Origin of the sequence: Hymenobacter polaris (assembly GCF_012927305.1) — a bacterium.
Taxonomy (GTDB): domain Bacteria; phylum Bacteroidota; class Bacteroidia; order Cytophagales; family Hymenobacteraceae; genus Hymenobacter; species Hymenobacter polaris.
Genome location: NZ_JABBGH010000002.1, coordinates 281,321 through 297,469, shown reverse-complemented (window position 1 = coordinate 297,469; position 16,149 = coordinate 281,321). Strand labels below are relative to the sequence as shown.

The 16,149-nt window shown below is 58.6% G+C and carries 15 protein-coding genes; 9 read left to right on the top strand and 6 right to left on the bottom strand.

What is annotated here, in order from left to right:
• Positions 1–136 precede the first annotated feature (136 nt).
• Complete coding sequence (gene glmM, locus HHL22_RS11695) at positions 137–1,531, bottom strand: phosphoglucosamine mutase (RefSeq protein ID WP_169531462.1); 1,395 nt, start codon at positions 1,529–1,531, stop codon at positions 137–139.
• A gap of 184 nt (positions 1,532–1,715) precedes the next feature.
• Between glmM and mazG the strand changes: the two genes are divergently transcribed.
• The 9 genes from mazG to HHL22_RS11650 all read left to right on the top strand — a co-directional run bounded on the left by mazG (position 1,716) and on the right by HHL22_RS11650 (position 10,141).
• Complete coding sequence (gene mazG, locus HHL22_RS11690; RefSeq protein ID WP_169531460.1) at positions 1,716–2,543, top strand: nucleoside triphosphate pyrophosphohydrolase; 828 nt, start codon at positions 1,716–1,718, stop codon at positions 2,541–2,543.
• Between the two features lie 342 nt (positions 2,544–2,885).
• The gene (locus tag HHL22_RS11685; protein WP_169531458.1) at positions 2,886–3,770 is read left to right on the top strand and encodes a MotA/TolQ/ExbB proton channel family protein; all 885 of its coding nucleotides are present in this window, start codon (positions 2,886–2,888) and stop codon (positions 3,768–3,770) included.
• A gap of 193 nt (positions 3,771–3,963) precedes the next feature.
• Positions 3,964–4,596, top strand: a complete 633-nt coding sequence (locus HHL22_RS11680) for an ExbD/TolR family protein (RefSeq protein ID WP_169531456.1) — start codon at positions 3,964–3,966, stop codon at positions 4,594–4,596.
• 81 nt (positions 4,597–4,677) lie between these two features.
• Positions 4,678–5,184: an ExbD/TolR family protein gene (locus HHL22_RS11675; RefSeq protein ID WP_317172653.1), complete on the top strand. Its 507-nt coding sequence runs from the start codon at positions 4,678–4,680 to the stop codon at positions 5,182–5,184.
• Positions 5,181–6,011, top strand: coding sequence for an energy transducer TonB (locus HHL22_RS11670; protein WP_241738091.1), 831 nt, complete (start codon positions 5,181–5,183; stop codon positions 6,009–6,011). The genes HHL22_RS11675 and HHL22_RS11670 overlap by 4 nt, the downstream gene beginning before the upstream one ends.
• A 176-nt stretch (positions 6,012–6,187) precedes the next feature.
• Positions 6,188–7,000, top strand: coding sequence for an energy transducer TonB (locus tag HHL22_RS11665; protein ID WP_169531452.1), 813 nt, complete (start codon positions 6,188–6,190; stop codon positions 6,998–7,000).
• Between the two features lie 175 nt (positions 7,001–7,175).
• Positions 7,176–7,442 carry a hypothetical protein gene (locus tag HHL22_RS11660; protein WP_169531450.1) on the top strand — a complete coding sequence of 89 codons (267 nt, stop codon included), beginning with the start codon at positions 7,176–7,178 and terminating at the stop codon, positions 7,440–7,442.
• Positions 7,429–8,442 carry a PstS family phosphate ABC transporter substrate-binding protein gene (locus HHL22_RS11655; RefSeq protein ID WP_169531448.1) on the top strand — a complete coding sequence of 338 codons (1,014 nt, stop codon included), beginning with the start codon at positions 7,429–7,431 and terminating at the stop codon, positions 8,440–8,442. Before HHL22_RS11660 ends, HHL22_RS11655 begins: the two co-directional genes overlap by 14 nt.
• A 76-nt stretch (positions 8,443–8,518) precedes the next feature.
• Entirely contained in the window at positions 8,519–10,141 is a 1,623-nt protein-coding gene (locus tag HHL22_RS11650; RefSeq protein WP_169531446.1) for a tetratricopeptide repeat protein, read from the top strand.
• Between the two features lie 53 nt (positions 10,142–10,194).
• Here the strand turns inward: HHL22_RS11650 and HHL22_RS11645 are convergent, their stop codons facing one another.
• From HHL22_RS11645 to HHL22_RS11625, 5 genes are all read right to left on the bottom strand, one after another.
• Positions 10,195–11,244, bottom strand: coding sequence for an RluA family pseudouridine synthase (locus HHL22_RS11645; RefSeq protein ID WP_169531445.1), 1,050 nt, complete (start codon positions 11,242–11,244; stop codon positions 10,195–10,197).
• An 87-nt stretch (positions 11,245–11,331) separates the two neighbouring features.
• A complete protein-coding gene (locus HHL22_RS11640) occupies positions 11,332–11,958 on the bottom strand; it encodes an OmpH family outer membrane protein (protein ID WP_317172652.1) in 627 nt (208 codons plus the stop codon).
• A gap of 62 nt (positions 11,959–12,020) precedes the next feature.
• Positions 12,021–12,743 carry an OmpH family outer membrane protein gene (locus tag HHL22_RS11635; RefSeq protein WP_241738090.1) on the bottom strand — a complete coding sequence of 241 codons (723 nt, stop codon included), beginning with the start codon at positions 12,741–12,743 and terminating at the stop codon, positions 12,021–12,023.
• Between the two features lie 87 nt (positions 12,744–12,830).
• Positions 12,831–15,353 carry an outer membrane protein assembly factor BamA gene (bamA, locus tag HHL22_RS11630; protein WP_169531443.1) on the bottom strand — a complete coding sequence of 841 codons (2,523 nt, stop codon included), beginning with the start codon at positions 15,351–15,353 and terminating at the stop codon, positions 12,831–12,833.
• A gap of 21 nt (positions 15,354–15,374) precedes the next feature.
• Positions 15,375–16,121, bottom strand: coding sequence for an isoprenyl transferase (locus HHL22_RS11625; RefSeq protein ID WP_169531441.1), 747 nt, complete (start codon positions 16,119–16,121; stop codon positions 15,375–15,377).
• Positions 16,122–16,149: the final 28 nt, after the last annotated feature.

Below are 16,149 nucleotides of genomic sequence, written 5' to 3'. Positions count from 1 at the left end.
AGCAGTGAATGATTAACAATGAGCTTTAAAAAGCACGTCATGCTGAGCTTGCCGAAGCATCTCTCCTGAACGGCACCCTAGGGGCGTGGTAGAGATGCTTCGGCAAGCTCAGCATGACGTGCTTTTTAAAGCAATTCTACTTCTGCGAGATAATTTCCTTGATGTCCCCGATAATCTTCTGGGCCAGGTGCTCGGCGGTGGCATTTGAGTCCGACTCGGCGTAGATGCGGATAATGGGCTCGGTATTGGAGCGGCGCAGGTGCACCCACTCCTTATCAAACTCAATTTTCACGCCGTCAATGGTATTAACGGGCTGCTTGGCGTAGCGCTGCTCCACCTGGGTCAGCACCTGGTCGGTGTTAATATCGGGCGTCAGCTCAATCTTGTTTTTTGAGATGAAGTAGTTGGGGTATGTGTTGCGCAGGCGGCTCACGGTCAGGCCCGATTTGGCCAGGCACGTCAGAAACAGGGCAATGCCCACCAGCGCGTCGCGCCCGTAGTGCAGTTCGGGGTAGATGATGCCGCCGTTGCCCTCCCCACCAATGGCGGCGCCGGTTTCCTTCATCATCGTCACCACGTTTACCTCGCCCACGGCGGCGGCCGTGTAGGTGCCGCCGTGGCGCTCGGTCACGTCGCGCAGGGCGCGGGTGCTGCTGAGGTTGCTCACCGAGTTGCCGCCCCCTAGGGCCCCCAGCACGTAGTCGGCCACGGCCACCAGGGTGTACTCTTCGCCAAACATCTCCCCGTTTTCGCTCACCAGCGCCAGGCGGTCCACGTCGGGGTCTACCACAATACCGAGGTCGAAGCCACCCTTTTCAAGCACCTTAGCAATGTCGCGCAGGTTTTCGGGCAGCGGCTCGGGGTTGTGGGCAAAGTCGCCGGTGGGCTCGCAATGCAGCTTTTCTACCGTTTCGACCCCTAGGGCCGCCAGCAGCTGCGGCACGGCCAAGCCCCCGCTGCTGTTCACGGCATCTACCACCACCCGGAAGTTCTTGGCCCGAATGGCTTCCACATCTACCAAGGGCAGCGCCAGAATAGCCTCGATGTGGCGCGTTAGGAACTCGTCGTCCTGCCGGTAGCTGCCCAGCTTGCCCACCGGCGCATAGCTCACCTCGTCGCCCTCAGCCAGGGCCAGCACCTGCTCGCCGTCGGCAGCCGACAGAAACTCGCCGGCCGCGTTCAGCAGTTTGAGCGCGTTCCACTGCTTGGGATTGTGCGAGGCCGTGAGGATGATGCCCCCCACCGCCTGGTGGGCCGGCACGGCCATCTCCACGGTGGGCGTGGTGCTCAGGCCCAGGTCGAGCACGTCGAGGCCCAGCCCTTGCAGGGTGGCGGCCACCAGGCGGCTCACCATCTCGCCCGAAAGGCGGGCATCGCGGCCAATCACAACAAGCTTGCTATCGGTAGCTTGGCGCATGGCCCAGGTGCCATAGGCGGCCGCGTACTTCACCACGTCGAGCGGCGTCAGGCCTTGGCCGGCCGGCCCGCCAATGGTGCCGCGGATGCCGGAAATTGATTTAATAAGGGTCACTGTTTCTCTTTTTACTTTGCAAAAATACGTAGGCGCGGGCCTACCGCGGGCCCCGGTGGCTATCCTCGCCCGGCGCAGCAACGCCAGTGCTAGCCTTTAATGGCCTCTGGTGGCCTAGGGCGGGGTGCTGCAGCTGCGCATTATCTTTTCAAGAAAAAGCCCCCTGGCTTATTACCCTTTCTATATGGATAACCCCTTGCTTGCTTCTTCCCGCCGCCCCGCCCAGCTCGAAGCCTTCGGGCGCTTGCTCGACGTGCTCGACCGCCTGCGCCAGGAATGCCCCTGGGACAGGAAGCAGACCCTGGAGAGCCTGCGCCACCTCACCATCGAGGAAACCTACGAACTGAGCGACGCTATTCTGCGCCACGACCTGCCCGACCTGAAAAAGGAGTTGGGCGACGTGCTGCTGCATCTCGTCTTCTACGCCCGCATCGCGGCCGAGCAGGGCGCCTTCGACATTGCCGATGCCCTTAATGCGCAGTGCGAGAAGCTAATATACCGCCACCCGCACATTTATGGCGACGTGCGCGCCGACGATGAAGCGGCCGTGAAGCGCAACTGGGAGCAGCTTAAGCTGAAGGAAAAGGGTAATTCGGGCGGTGTGCTGGGTGGCGTGCCCACCTCGTTGCCGGCCCTAGTAAAAGCCATGCGCATTCAGGAAAAGGCGCGCGGCGCGGGCTTCGATTGGGAAGACCCCGCCCAAGTGTGGCGAAAAGTGCAGGAAGAGCTAGCCGAGTTTGGGACCGAATATGACCACGGCCAGCCGCCGGCCGACGCGGCTCAGGCCACTCGCGCCGCCCAGGAATTTGGCGACCTCTTGTTTTCCCTGGTCAACTTCGCCCGCTTCGCCGGCATCAACCCGGAAGAGGCCCTGGAGCGTACTAATCGAAAATTTATCGCGCGTTTTCAGCACCTCGAAGCAGCTGTGGCCCACGACGGCCAATCGATGGGCAATTTGCCGCTTGCCCAATTAGATGTATATTGGAATGCTGCTAAAGCTGCGGGCCTGTAGGTGTTGGTCCGCCGTTGGATAATCGATTGACTGGCAATAGCTATTTTGGCAGTCGGCAACGCGGACAAGTAGGTTAGCGCTCACTCACCAAGCTTTATTCCATCCCTCGCCTCGCTGCCTATGGTCGCCACCCCTAAGCGGCGCCTAGCTCTTGCCATCCCAGTATCTCGACCAAAAAAAAAATGCGTTTAGCCAGGATTTTCATGGCTTAGGCGTAGATTCGGCCCCGAAAGCAGTAGGAGCTTATCGGCTGGTAAGCTAGTCAGCTCACGTTTCCCCCTCTATATTGCCTCACGTTTTTCAATTTCACCAACTCCCCACCTCCTACCCTTCCAGAGCCTCATGGAACAGAAAAATGCAGTAAACTCGGGCGCCCGCCCTACCGCGCCGGCCGCTCCCAAAGCCGCTCCTGCCGCCAAAAGCAGTGGTGGTGCATCGCTGTTTGCGGTATTGGTTATCATCATCTCCTTTATCGTTAGCGTCCTCATCTTCAAGTTCATCTTGGGTGACCCAAGCCACTTCCAAGGTGGCAACCCCGAAAACAACCCCAAGGCTGGTGACTACCTTGGCATTGTACACAGCGGCGGCCCCATTGTACCGATTCTGATGACTATGCTGCTGTGCGTGGTAACCTTCTCAATTGAGCGGGCACTTACTTTGGCTCGTGCCAAGGGTAGCAGCAGCATCGAATCGTTCGTGCGTGGTGTACGCCAGAAGCTGAACGCCAACGACGTGAGCGGTGCCATTGCGCTCTGCGATCAGCAGAAAGGCTCGGTAGCCAACGTGGTGCGCGCCGGCCTGAAGAAGTACCAGGAAATGGGCCGCGAGCACACCATGAACACCGACCAGCGCGTGCTGGCCATCCAGAAAGAAATCGAGGAAAGCACTGCTCTGGAGCTGCCCATGCTCGAAAAGAACCTGGTTATCATCTCGACTATTGCTTCGGTAGCCACCCTAACTGGTCTGCTCGGTACGGTATTCGGCATGATTAAGGCCTTCTCGGCGCTTGCCCAGGCTGGTAACCCCGACGCCACTGCCCTCGCTACGGGTATCTCGGAAGCCCTTATCAACACGGCCCTCGGTATCGGTACCTCGGCCCTGGCCATCATCGGCTACAACTACTTCACCAGCAAGATTGACGAGCTGACTTACAGCATCGACGAGGCTGGCTTCAGCATCATCCAGACCTTCGCCGCTCAGCACGGCAACGCCGGCCAAGAGTCGTAGGCCCCGGCTGGCACAAAAAAAGGGGCGGCGGCGTTGCACAACCGCTTCCGCCCCACTTTTTTTCGGCAGCACATGTGCAATTAGAGTTTCGGTGGCATCAGGGTACTACCAGCCAGCTTTTGGCCGACTTCACCCCCATCCCCACTCCTACCATGCCCCGTGCCCCGGCCAGTCACTTTAACCTTTTCCGGCAATGCCTAAAGTAAAACCCCACCGCACCTCGCCATCGCTGGACATGACCCCGATGGTAGACCTGGCGTTTTTGCTGGTGACGTTCTTCATGCTCACCACGCAGTTTCGCCCCGAGGATGCCGTCGTAGTAGACCCGCCGTCGTCGACGTCGGACCTACGGGCACCCGAAAGCGACATCCTGACGCTAACGATTGATAGCAAGAAGCGCGTATTCTTCGGCTACGACAAGGCTCCCGTAATGGCGGCCGCGCTGCAAGCAGTCGGCGCTAAGTATGGTGTCAGCTTCACGCCCACCCAGATACGCCAGTTCTCGTTGCTGCCCAACTTCGGGGTGCCTATCCAGCAGCTTGGCAGCTACCTGAATAAGGACAACGAGCAACGCAAAGCCCTGAACCCCGGCCTGCCCGGTATTCCCTACGACTCGCTTAACAACCAGATGGTAACTTGGGTGCTCGAAGCCCGCAAGGCCAACGCCTCGCTCTTCAAGAAGCCCACTTACCTAGCCATCAAGGGCGACGGCGATGCTGACGTAGGAACAGTGCAGAAAGTGATTAAGGAATTGCAAGAGAACGATATCAACCGCTTCAACCTCGTGACGAGCCTCGAAATGAAGCCGTCCTACGTAGGCAAGTAGCCTTAGCCCCTTACTACCATGGCTGAAATACAACAGAAAGGCGGCGACTCCGGTAAAGGCGGGAAACAAAGGGCGAAAAAAATGTCGACCAAAATCGACATGACCCCGATGGTAGACCTGGCCTTCCTGCTGCTGACCTTCTTCATGCTCACGACCACCTTCGCCAAGCCCAACGTGATGCAACTCACGATGCCGGTGAAGGACAAGAACCTGACTGACGAGGAGCAAACCAAGATTAAAGCCTCGCAAGCGGTCACGATTATCCTAGGGCCGGAAAACAAAGTATTCTATTACTTTGGCCTGAACGAGCCGAACGATAAGTCGGTGCCGCAGCCGGAAGTGAAAACTACCGACTTCTCGGCCAACGGCATTCGCCAGATATTACTGGCCCGCCAGAAGCAGGAGCCCGAGCCTATCATCCTCATCATGCCGCTTTCGGGCAAGGCAGTGCCGGAGGATAAGCAATCGAAGTACAAGAATATGGTAGATATTCTGGACGAGATGAACATCACTAACCAGAAGAAATACGCCTTGGTGGACATTCCAGCTAAAGACGTGGACCTTCTTAAAAAGCTTAATCTCATATGATGACCAACACGCAGCTGGCCGCCGCTAGCCTGAATGACATCGTATTTGAGGGGCGCAACAAAGCCTACGGAGCTTACGAGCTACGCCGCGTGTACGGCCGCAACGTAACCCGGGCACTTATCATTGGGGCAGTGCTGCTGCTTCTGCTAGCACTCATTCCGGTATTTGCTAAATACCTGGAAGACCGCAAGCCGAAGGAAGTGCTGAACCTGAAGGAGAACGTGCTGATGGATGCGCCGCCCCTTGACCAGGCCCAGCCGCCACCCCCGCCGCCGCCGCCCCCACCCCAGGCCCCCCCGCCTCCCCCGCCGAAACTGACTACGGTAAAGTTTACGCCACCCGTAGTAAAGAAGGATGAGGAAGTAAAGAAGGTGGAAGTGCCCGACCAGGACGAGCTGAAGGACAAGACCGTGGCTACGGTGACCGTAAAAGGCAACACCGACGCGCCTGACCTGAGCGCCCTGAGCGGGGAAGGCAACAAGCCGGTAGAAGAAGTAGTTGAAAACAAGGTATATACCTACGTTGAGCAAATGCCTTCGCTGCCGGGTGGTGGTGGCCAGCCGGCCATCGTAGCTGCCATCCAGAAAGCCGTGCGCTACCCCGCTGCCGACTTGCGTAACCAAGTAGAAGGCCGGGTGTTCGCCAAGTTTACGGTGAATGAAAACGGCCAGGTGACGGACGTGGAAATTGTAAAAGGCTTGTCTTCTACCATCGATGCCGAAACCATCCGCGCTATTAAAACGCTGCCCACGTTTATTCCGGGTAAGCAGAATGGCCGGGCCGTGCGAGTATCGTTTACGGTACCGGTAACCTACAAAATTCAGTAGAGCCGCCCTAGGGTTGCTTTCGCAAAAAACCCCAGCTACTTGCGTAGCTGGGGTTTTTTAATGCCTTTTTATTGAAAAATACCCTAGGTGGTCTGTGCAATAAAGGAGCGTTTGGCATCTGGTAAGTAGCTGGCAGCCACCAGCGCCATTGCTCACTTTCTCACCACGCTACCCTTATGCATTTACTCACTGCCAGCCTCGACGACATTGTATTTGAAGGGCGCAACCAGGCTTACGGGGCCTACCAACTGCGCCAGCAATACCGCAGCAACTTAGCTTCGGCCGGGGGTATTACCCTAGGGGTGTGCATGCTACTCATGGGAAGTTGGCTGGCTTGGCCAGCTACGCGGCCCAAACCATTAGTTGAAAACCATGTGATAGTAGAAACCATGGTGCTGCCACCCACCGTGGTAGAGCCGCCAAAGCAGGCGGCGCTGGCCCCTGCCCACGCGCCTCTGCCACCCCGCACTCACCCTGCCCCTGCCCAGCCTACCGTTGTAGCCAAAGATAACTTGGTGCCACCCCCGCCCAAGCCAGCCCTCACGCAAGAGATAGACCTGGACGGGCTCACGGGCCCGACCACAACGGGCCCCACCGACCCACTAGCTACCGGCCCCGCTACCAGCACTACAATAGGGGGACCCGGTACGGAAGCCGGCCCGCCGGCCACCTCAGAAACCTTCACGTTCGTGGAGAAGATGCCGGAGTTTGCGGGTGGGCAGGCTGCGCTGCTGCGCTACCTGCGCGACCACCTGCGCTACCCCAGCCAGGCACTACGCGAGCAAGCCGAGGGCCGCGTGTTTATGAGCTTTGTGGTGCGGGCCGACGGCACCATCGCCGACGTGACCGTGCTCAAGGGTCTAGGGTTTGGGCTGGACGAAGAGGCCCTGCGCGTGGTGCGCCAGATGCCCGCCTGGATGCCCGGCTACCAAGCCCAGCACGCGGTGGCCGTGCGCTTCACGCTGCCCATCACGTTCAATATTCAGTGAAGAAGCTCCTTTGAAGCCCTGAAGCCGGGGTAGCCCCTAGGCAGCTGGCCGCCCTAAATTAGGAGAACTGGTCATTTGTGCTCTTTTTTGCGGAGCGAATACCAACCCGCACTAGCTCCCGAACCTATGGGGGACTGGCGCGGGTTATGGTATTTCACCCATATTTGTTATTCTTATGCCTATTCCCACCACCGAAGAGCGTTTAGGCTCCCCGCAGCGCATCGTGCGTTTCTTTGCGCTTATAATGGCCCTGGTGTACATAGCGCTGGGCGTTTGGCTCTGGTACACGGCGGGGCGGGCCACACCGGCCGGGGCACTACTGCCGCTGGGTACGGGCGGCCGCATCTTTTTGGGTACCGTATTTGCGCTATATGGCTTGTATCGCCTGGTGACCACAATCCGTACCCAGTTCCGCAAACCTGCTCCCGATGAACTCGACTAACCTCACCCGCCGCTCCCTATGGGCCACGCTGCTGCTAACAGCCGCGCTGCTGCCCGCGTGCAATTTTGCTGACCGTTCAAAGGGCAGCAGCGAGGACTTTTCGGATACGCCTACCAGCGGCAACGTCAGTGTGAGCGTGGACGAAACCTTCGCCCCTATCCTAGAGTCGCAGGTAGATACGTTTCAGAAGCTTTATCCCGATGCGCACATCCACGCGGCCTACCAGCCCGAAGACAGCGTATTTCTGGCTTTTCTGAATGATAAGTCGAAGGCCATCATCGTGTCGCGCAAGCTCAACGCCGACGAAAACAAGGCGCTAGCCAAGCAGGAGTACGCCGCCAAAGTCACCAAAATTGGCATTGATGGGCTGGCTATTATTCTTCACCCCGGCAACCCCGATTCCTTGCTGACCGTGGAGCAGCTGCGCGGCATCTTTAGTGGCCAAACCACGCAGTGGAGCCAGCTGAGTGGCCAGAAAAAGCTGGGCGAGATTAACGTGGTATTCGATGCCAACCGCAGCAGCACCAGCCGCTACATGCGCGATTCGCTGCTGCAGGGTAAGGCGCTGGCCCCTAGGGCCTTCGCGGCGCAGTCGAACCCCAAGCTGCTCGACTACGTGGCTACCCACCCCAACGCCATCGGGGTGGCGGGCCTGAACTGGGTTTCGGATTTCGACGACCCGCAGGTGCGCGAGTACCGCCGGCGCATCCGGGTGGCCAGCATCACGGCGCGGCCCAACCCCAAGCGCGGCGACTACATTCAGCCTTACCAGGCTTCGCTCCCTAACTTGTCACCTGAGCTGCTGGCGGCAAACCCCGAACTGCAACAGTACCCGCTGCGGCGCTACCTCTACGCCATCAGCCGTGAAGCGCGGGCCGGGCTTGGCTCAGGATTTGTATCGTTTGTGGCGGGGCAAAAAGGCCAGCTTATTATCGCCAAATCGGGCCTGATGCCATCCAACGTGCAGGCCCGCATCGTGAACACCCGCAAGCAGTATTGAACTAGCCCGCGCCGAATAGCGTAGTATTATTCCCCATTCTTCACCGATTCTTTTTCTTTCTTTTTCTTCTGACCCTATGTCTTTCAAGCCCTGGAAACCGCTCTTGCTGACTGCCCTGGTAGTTGGGGCCGGCACAACGGCCGCCACCGCCCAAAAAGTAGCTGCTGCGCAAAAAGCCATTGAATTGGAGCGCTACAACGAGGCACGGGCCGATTTGGCCGGTGATAATTCGCCCGAAGCTAGCTTCGAGATGGGCCGCATCTACCAGATGCGCGATAAGCCCGACTCGGCCGCCACCGCTTTCAACAAAGCCGCTGGTACCACGCCTTTCGGGATGGTAGCCGCTGGCCGAGCGCTGCTAGCTAAAAACGACGTGGCTGGCGCCGATGCCAAGTTCGCGGATGCCGCTAAGGCCACTAAGATGAAGGATGTGCGCATTCTGACGCTCATCACGCAGGCCTACGCCGAGTCGGACAACAAGTCGGTAGTAGATAAGGCAATACCTTATGTAAAGGCGGCCGAAACTGCTAGCAAAGGCAAGGACAACCCGGCCCTGATGATTGCCCGCGGCGACTTGTACCAGCTGAGCGAAAGCGGCGGCGGCGAAGCCATGAGCAGCTACGACCGCGCCATTGCGGCCGATGCCAATAACGCGGAGGCTTACTACCGCCGCGGTGCCCTGAACGTGCGCAGCCGCAATGGTAGTGAGGCGCTCACTAACCTGAACAAAGCCATTGAGCTGAATCCTAACTACGCGCCGGCTTACAAGGAGCTGGCGGAGATGTACTTCGCGGCTGGACAGTATGACAAGGCTACCAGCACGTTCCAGACGTTCATGGATAAGGCGGAGAAATCGCCCAATACCGACGCGGAATACGCGGCCTTCTTGTACCTGAGCAAGAAGTATCCCGAAGCGCTGACGCAGATTGACAAGGTGCTGGCTGCTGACCCTAGCAACCTGACGATGAACCGCCTGAAGGCCTACACGCTGTACGAGACTGGTGACTACGCCGGGGCCGCTACCGCGATGGACAGCTACATGAAAATGGCGCCGGCCGAGAAGATTATCCCCGAGGACTACTCGTACCAGAGCAAGATTCTGCTGAAAAACAAGCGTCCAGCTGATGCCATTGCGGTGCTGCAAAAATCCATTGCCGTCACCACTGACCCAGCTAAGAAGCGCGACCTGATGAACGACTTGGCGGTAGCCCAAAGCGCCACTGGCGACTACAAAGGCGCTGTGAGCACGCAGAAGCAGATTACGTCAATGCCTGGCAGCGACCTGACCGACCAGTTCCGCTACGCCGTAGCCCTGACCAAAAACCAGGACTACCAGCGCGCCGATAGCGTGTATAATATCATTAATACCGCTAAGCCCGACTACGTACCGGCTTACCAGTATCGCGCGCAGGCTAATGCCGGCCTCGACCCCGAAACCACGAAGGGCACGGCCAAGCCGTACTACGAGAAGTACATTCAGATGGCCTCGGCTACACCGGACAAATACAAGAGCGGCCTGGTGGAGAGCTACGACTACCTGGCGCTCTATAACCTAAACGCTAAGAACAAAGCCGAAGCATCGAGCTACGTGGAAAAGGCCCTGGCCCTCGACCCCACCGATGAGCGTGCCATTACGATTAAAAAGAACCTGGCGCCGCCGGCTCCCCGCCGCGCTGCCCCGGCTACCAAGCGCAAGTAAGCCCTAGCGCCTTGCCTACTGAAAAAGCCCCGCGCTGCTGCGCGGGGCTTTTTTTATGCGTGATTATCGGCCCAGCTTTCCCACTTGGCCAGGGCAGCGGCAAAGTCGGGCGGCAACTCAGTTTCAAAGTAGGTACGCTCGCCGGTAGTGGGGTGCACGAACCCTAGGGAGCGCGCATGCAGGGCCTGCCGCGGTAGTAAGGCAAACACATTCTCCACGAAAGCGCGGTAGCTACCCGTAGCTTGGCCCGCCCGGATGCGGTCGCCGCCGTAGGTAGCGTCGCTAAACAGCGGGTGCCCCAGGTACTGCATGTGCGCCCGAATCTGGTGGGTACGGCCGGTTTCGAGGCGGCACTCCAGCAGCGTGACGGGGCCGTAGCGGCGCAGCACCCGGTAGTGCGTCACGGCGGGCTTGCCGTACTCGCCGCCGGGGTACACAGCCTGGATTTTACGGTCGCGCAAGCTGCGCCCGATGTGGCCGCGCACGGTGCCCGCATCGTCCTTCAAATCGCCCCAGACCAGGGCCAGGTAACTGCGCTCAATGGTGTGGTGAAAAAATTGCTGCGAGAGGTGCGTCATGGCCCGCTCGGTTTTGCCAATCACCAGCAGCCCCGAAGTATCCTTGTCAATGCGGTGCACTAGGCCGGGCCGAATTTCGCCGTTGCGGCCGGTGGGCAGGTTAGCCAGGTGAAAGGCCAGGCCGTTGACCAGCGTGCCCTGCCAGTTGCCGTAGGCGGGGTGCACCACCAGCCCGGCCGGCTTGTTCACGAGTAACAGTTCATCGTCCTCGTAGCGAATATCGAGGGGCATTTCCTCGGGCTCCACCTTGCCAGTGCGCGGCGGCTCGGGCAGGGTAATGGTAATCACGTCGGCGGGCCGCACGCGGTAGCTGGGCTTGGTGGGCCGGCCGTTCACTTGCACCGCTTCTACCTCAATGGCCGCCTGAATTTTAGTGCGCGAGGCGTTGGCCAGCCGGTTCAGCAAAAACTTATCGAGGCGTAGCAGCTCCTGGCCCCGGTCGACCACAATGCGGTGGTGCTCATATAGCTCATCGCCTTCGCTGGCTTCGTCGGGTTCCAACTCGGGGTCGGGCGGGGTAGTCATGGCCTAGGGTAGTCGGAACGGTAAAAGGGTAAAACGCAAAAAAGCCGGAGCAGGTCGCTCCGGCTTTCGGGGGTGGTAAGCAGCAGCTTACTTCTTTCTGGGGGCAGTGCGGGTAGGAGCCGGCGGCACGCCCGAGCCCGTGTTGGTGGCGGGCTTCACCGTTGGGGCCGGAGCCTCTTTGGTGGGCGTGATGCCCATTTTCTTCAGCACCAAGTCCGACACGTCGCCGTCCTTAGGGCCGTGTAGCAGCACCGGGCTGCTGCCCGCATCCGAGTTCAGAATGTAGGCGTAGCCATTCTCGTCGGCCACGGCGTCAATGTTCTTCTGAATCTTGTCAAGTACCGGGCGCAGGGCCGTCTGCTGGCGCTGCTGCATCGACTGCTGCGCCGTCTGGCTGAACTCCTGCAAGCCTTGCTGCAACGTTTGCAACTCTTTTTCCTTGTCTGCTTTAATTACCGGCGTAGTGGTATTAGGAAGACTTTGGTAAGCCTGAAGCTTAGTTTGGAAATCGGTTTGCTTAGCTTTCAGCTGGGCTTCCAACTGTGAGCCGTAAGTTTTCAGGTCCGACTCAATCTGCTTGCTCTCGGGCATCTGGCTCAGCACGTACTCCACGCTGGTAAAGCCGATTTTCTGCTGGGCCTGGGCGGCACGCGGGGCCAGCAGCGAGGCAGCGGTCATGAGCGCAGCGGCGAAGGTCAGGGTTAGTTTTTTCACGCTTTTAGGTAAAGAAAAAAGTCTGGGGTTCAAGTCTAATTCGAGGGCAAAGGTAACGAATACTAGGGTTTTCCGTCGCTAGTAGTCTTAGCAGCTTTCGTGCCACGCCGCGTAGCAGCCGGCGCCGTATCGGGCGTGCCCGAGTCCGTCTCAAAGGCAGGGTCGGCGCTGGCATCGGCCTTCTTGCCAGTGGCGGCGGTGGCCGGGGTTTTAGGCGGCGCGACGGTTTTTACCGGGCCCTTCTTGCCAGGCTGGTTTTGGGTAGGCTTGGCCAGGCCCAACTCCTCCATTACGTACTCGGTGTAATCGTGCGTCGGGCTGGCATACAGCAGCGTCAAGTCGCCGTTGCGGTCAAAAACCATGTCCAGCTTCTTCGCCTTGGCTACTTTCTCAATGGCATCAAAAATTTTGTCCTGCGCGGGCTTGTTCAGTTCAATCCGCTTTTTAAAGAGTTGGCCTTCGTAGCCAAATTGCTTGGCTTCGTAGTCCTTTAACTCTTTTTCCTTCAATAAAATCTCATCCTGGCGCTTCTTTTTCATCGCTTCCGTCAGCACCACTTCCTCGGCCTGGTAGGTGCGGTACATCTTGTCGATGTCGAGCTTCTGCGCCCCAATTTCCTTCTGCCAGGTGTCGGTCAGCTTGGCTAGCTCGGCCTGCGCCTGGCCATACTCGGGCATCTTCCCCAAGATATAGTCGGTATCGACGTAGCCAAAGCGCTGGCACCAAGCCGGCGCGGCAGCCAGCAGCAGCAGCCCGGCTAGCAAGAAACGCGCAACGTGCATCATAGAATAAAGTGGCTACAAAGCGGCCCGGCTGCTTAACGCCGCCGGGCCGAAATTTAGTTTGCCTTCACCCAGTTTCTGCCCCTAGGCCTAGCGAATCTGCTGGCCGATGATGAAGTGGAAGTGGTTGAAATCCTGCACCGAAGTAGTAGGCGAATTCGGCACTACCGTGTCGAAGGCGCGGCCATAGTCGAAGCCTAGCAAGCCGAAGGCCGACATAAAGATGCGCGCCCCGAAGCCTGCCGAGCGGTACAGTTTGAAGGGGTCGTACTGACTGAAGCTGCCCACGGCATTGCCGGCCTCGGCAAAGCCCAGCACGTATACCGTGGCCGCTGGGTTGAGGCTAACGGGGTAGCGAATTTCGGCCACGTACTTGTTGTAAGCAATGCCGCCACTAGCGCCGCTCTGCGCCGTCGGAATGGCAAAGGCCGCGTTGGGGTCGTCGTAGCCGCGCAGGCCAATGTAGTCGGTACCCACCAGGAACGAGCCGCCCCCGCCGTAGCCCAAGCCCGCGCCACCCATCTTGAAGCGCTCGAACGGCCCCGGCGTGCGGTTGGCGTTGTAGTTGCCAATGAAGCCAAAGTGAGCCCGCGTGTTCAGCACCAGCTTGCCCACGATGGGCGTAAACCAGGAGGCATCAAACATCCACTTGTGGAATTCCACCCACTCGTAAGAGTTGGGGTGGGCGCCCGGAAACACCGAGTAGGGCGGCGTCAAGCTCAGGCTTAGGCTGACGCTGGAGCCCCGCCGCGTGTAGGTGGGATTGTCGATGCTGTTGCGGGCTAGAGTGGTGTTAAAAGTGAAGTTATTGGCATTACCAGTGCTAAAATCAGAGAAAATAGCGTAGTTCTGCAACTGATACTGGCTGAACGACAGCGAGTTGCTGAGCGTAAAGTAGTCATCGGGCACGCGCAGCTGGCGGCCCAGCGATATATTAATGCTATTTACCTTGATGAATTGTCCCGTGATGGGGTCGAAATTGTACCCTAGGCGCGAGATGCTGCGGTTGAGGCTCACCGACAGCGACTGGGGCTTGCGGCCGCCCAGCCAGGGCTCCGTGAAGCTCAGCGAGTAGGCCTGATACTGGAAGCCGTTGGCTTGCACGTTGAGGGCTAGGCGCTGGCCATCGCCCGAGGGCACCGGCGTCCAGTTGTGGAAGTCGCGGGCCTTGCGCAGCGAGAAGTTGTTGAACACCAGGCCCACCGTGCCGATAAAGCCAGCGTAGCCGCCCCAGCCACCCGAAAGTGTAATCTGGTCCGAGGGCTTTTCAACCACCGTGTAGTTGATGTCCACCGTGCCATCGGCCTGGTTAGGCACCGGGTTCATTCCAATCTTTTCGGGGTCGAAGTACCCTAGGGTTGATAGCTCGCGCTGCGTGCGAATGAGCAACTCACGGTTGAACTTGTCGCCGGGCAGCGTGCGAATGGCCCGCCGGATTACGTGGTCCGACGTCTTGGTATTGCCCGCGATGTTGATGTCCTTTACCCGCGCCTGCACGCCCTCAGTGATGCGCATCTCGATGTCGATGGAATCACCCTCGACTTTGGTTTCGACCGGCTCAATCTGGAAGAACAGGTAGCCGTCGTTCATGTAGAGCGAGGTAATATCCTGGCCGGTGGGGTTGTAAGTCAGGCGCTTATCAAGCGTTTCCTTGCTGTAGGGGCTACCCGCCTTAATGCCCAGCACCGAACCCAGCGTCTTGCTGTCGTAGAGGTAATTGCCGTTCCAGGTGATGTTGCGGAAGTAGTACTTAGGTCCTTCGTCCACCTTTACCTTCACAATCAGGCCCTTCTCGTCGCGCTCGATGGAATCCGACACGATGGCCGCATCACGGTAGCCTTCGTTGTTGTAAAAATCAATCAGCTTGGCCTTATCGGCCTCAAACTCCGTGCGCTGAAACTTACCGGGCGTTAGAATCTTAAACGCAGTGCGCGCTTTGGTTTTCTTGAACTGCCGCGCTAGCTTCGAATCCTTAAAGGCCTTATTACCTTCAAAATCAATTTCGTGAATGCGCACTTTCTTGCCCTTATCCACATCAATCTTCAACGCTACGCTGTTCGAAAGAGTGGAGTCGGGCACTTGCCGCATTACCACCTTGGCATCCAGGTAGCCCTTGTTGTTGTAGAACTTACGCACCTGAGTCCGCGTGCTCGACACCAGCGCGTCGGTAACTACCTTACCCCGGATGAGCTTAATTTTCTTCTCTAAGTCATCGGCCTGGCCTTTGCTGATGCCTTCGAACGAGAACTTGGAAAGCCTAGGCCGCTCGCGCACGTTGAACTCCAGGAAAATCTTGTTGCCTTCTACCCGCGACTCGCTCACCGAGATGTCGGCCAGGATGCCTTGGGCGTAAATCTTGCGAATTGCCTTCGCCAAATCATCACCCGGAATGGTAATGGGGTCACCCAGCTTCAACCCCGACAAACCAATCAGCGTATTAGGGTCCAGGTAGCGGGCGCCCGTCACGGTAATGCCCCCCAGCTCGTACCGATGAGGTTCATCGCCCAGGCCGGCGGTAGCCGGGGCTTCCTGCGCCAGCGCGGGCTGAGCAGCCCCTAGCCCCCCTATTAATAGTAACAGGCCAAACAGGCCTTTACGTAGGCAATTACGCATTATTTCTAAGTAGGCAAAAAATCAAGATACGGACAGCTGCTCGCTGGTTTTGCCGAAGCGGCGCTCTCGGCTTTGGTAGGCACGCAGGGCCTCGCGAAAGTGGCTGCGCCGAAAGTCAGGCCACAACACGGGCATTATATAGAGCTCAGTATAAGCCAACTGCCACAGCAGAAAGTTACTAATGCGCTGCTCGCCACTGGTGCGAATAAGCAATTCGGGGTCGGGCATGCCGGCCGTAGCCAGGTAGTTAGTAATCGTAGTCTCGGTTATGGCCTCGGGCTGCAGCCGGCCAGCCGCCACCTCGCTGGCCAGGCGCTGCGCGGCTTGCGTCAGGTCCCAGCGGCCACTGTAGCTCAGGGCTAGCACCAGCGTCATGCGGCTGCCGGCTTTGGTCAATTCTATGGCCTCGGCCAGTTCGCGCTGGCAGCTAGCGGGCAGGCTTTTCAAATCGCCAATCGCTTGCAGCCGCACGCTATTTTTGAGCAACGTGCTGGTTTCCTTGCGGATGGTATGCACCAGCAGCTGCATCAGAGCCATCACTTCGGCTGCTGGGCGGTTCCAATTTTCCGTTGAGAAGGCGTATAGCGTTACAAATTTTACTCCTAGCTCCGCGGCTTCCTCCACCGTGTCGCGCACCGAGGTGATGGCGCTTTGGTGGCCGAACACGCGCAGCCCGCCCCGCTGCTTGGCCCAGCGCCCGTTACCATCCATGATAACGGCGACGTGCGCGGGAATATTGGAGAGGTCGATTTCAGCCCGTTCGGCCATTGTTGCGGTTTGCGTATAAGAGGCCGCA

Excerpts from the sequence above, each read along its gene's own strand:
- HHL22_RS11655 (WP_169531448.1), top strand. The coding sequence starts at position 7,429 with ATGAACTCGACTAACCTCACCCGCCGCTCCCTATGGGCCACGCTGCTG.
- HHL22_RS11650 (WP_169531446.1), top strand. The coding sequence starts at position 8,519 with ATGTCTTTCAAGCCCTGGAAACCGCTCTTGCTGACTGCCCTGGTAGTT.
- HHL22_RS11680 (WP_169531456.1), top strand. The coding sequence starts at position 3,964 with ATGCCTAAAGTAAAACCCCACCGCACCTCGCCATCGCTGGACATGACC.
- HHL22_RS11645 (WP_169531445.1), bottom strand. The coding sequence starts at position 11,244 with ATGACTACCCCGCCCGACCCCGAGTTGGAACCCGACGAAGCCAGCGAA.
- HHL22_RS11660 (WP_169531450.1), top strand. The coding sequence starts at position 7,176 with ATGCCTATTCCCACCACCGAAGAGCGTTTAGGCTCCCCGCAGCGCATC.
- HHL22_RS11635 (WP_241738090.1), bottom strand. The coding sequence starts at position 12,743 with ATGATGCACGTTGCGCGTTTCTTGCTAGCCGGGCTGCTGCTGCTGGCT.
- HHL22_RS11670 (WP_241738091.1), top strand. The coding sequence starts at position 5,181 with ATGATGACCAACACGCAGCTGGCCGCCGCTAGCCTGAATGACATCGTA.
- HHL22_RS11685 (WP_169531458.1), top strand. The coding sequence starts at position 2,886 with ATGGAACAGAAAAATGCAGTAAACTCGGGCGCCCGCCCTACCGCGCCG.
- mazG (WP_169531460.1), top strand. The coding sequence starts at position 1,716 with ATGGATAACCCCTTGCTTGCTTCTTCCCGCCGCCCCGCCCAGCTCGAA.
- bamA (WP_169531443.1), bottom strand. The coding sequence starts at position 15,353 with ATGCGTAATTGCCTACGTAAAGGCCTGTTTGGCCTGTTACTATTAATA.
- HHL22_RS11675 (WP_317172653.1), top strand. The coding sequence starts at position 4,678 with ATGTCGACCAAAATCGACATGACCCCGATGGTAGACCTGGCCTTCCTG.
- HHL22_RS11665 (WP_169531452.1), top strand. The coding sequence starts at position 6,188 with ATGCATTTACTCACTGCCAGCCTCGACGACATTGTATTTGAAGGGCGC.
- HHL22_RS11625 (WP_169531441.1), bottom strand. The coding sequence starts at position 16,121 with ATGGCCGAACGGGCTGAAATCGACCTCTCCAATATTCCCGCGCACGTC.